Origin of the sequence: Endozoicomonas sp. ONNA1 (assembly GCF_024606325.1) — a bacterium.
GTDB lineage: Bacteria > Pseudomonadota > Gammaproteobacteria > Pseudomonadales > Endozoicomonadaceae > Endozoicomonas_A.
In genome coordinates, this window is sequence record NZ_JAHHPN010000108.1 from 1 (window position 1) to 1,052 (window position 1,052).

General features: G+C 51.0%; 1 protein-coding gene. It reads left to right on the forward strand.

The features are described from left to right. A partial coding sequence (locus KDK19_RS02410; protein WP_257291277.1) for a hypothetical protein occupies positions 1-1,052 on the forward strand: 1,052 nt, incomplete at both ends.

A 1,052-nucleotide genomic window follows, 5' to 3' on the forward strand; every position in this document is an offset into this window, starting at 1 on the left:
AATGATTAAACACTCACTCTTTGCAGCACCACTGTTACTCATGACATTGTCCGTCTTCTGTCAGGCTCAACCGTTGACAAGAGGTTTTGTTGTCGAGTTTGTTGTCGAGATTGAGATTAAAGCGTCGTTTAATCCGATGAAACAAAAAGAGCCGTGTCAGGATGACCCGCTTGCGGCCATCATTATGATGCCTGCCTCTGGAAATGACCAGCAACAATACCCGCCATCAGAGTCAGCGGGGCAGCATGCTCGGGGGGCCACCGCCTGCCCCGCAGGCTCTTTCAACAGCTTCCTTTATTCTGAATCTGCCGATGGTAACGGAGGCTCACAGCAATATCTGCACACTTTGGGTTTAGATTGTTTCGTCTTTCCCTGTCATGGCATTTGTCAATTCCGACCACCATCCGGTAGCAGTGGGTCTGCTGAATGGCCGATGGATTCCGCAGAAAATTCGACAGGCCAGACAGACGCAACACCCGAACAAAGCTCATACCCACATTTGGACAGTGGACACTGCCCGGAGCGCGCAGGTCATATGACTGACACAGATGTACTACTCATCGATGGCATTGCTCGCCACGCTGTCCCCATGGACACTGACGTAGCATTGGAGTCCGACCCCTGTCCTATTTGTCTGGTTCACTTCCATGGTCGTGATGAAGCACTTGTGGTCGTCAAAAGCCAATGTTGTGGCAAGCACTTCGATCTGGACTGTATTTCGAAGTGTTTTGTTCAACAGCCTATCGGCTCTCGCCGTTGTGCAATGTGCCGACAAGACCCGATGCCTATGCTGAATGAGAACACCGGAGAGTCTCACCCGGATACATTTTTTCCCGACGAAGCGTTTTATCGTGCCTGTCTTGAGGGGGATTTGAGTCAGGTGGAGAATTCACTGGCAGATGGAGTCAATGTCAATGCCTTTATTGTCATTATGGATGATGATTCCAATGCCTTGATGTTGGCAGCTTGTATGGGGCACACAGATATCGTCGTACGCTTGATCAACGCCGGGGCGAATATCAACGCCCGGAGTGAGAGTGGCGCTACCGCGC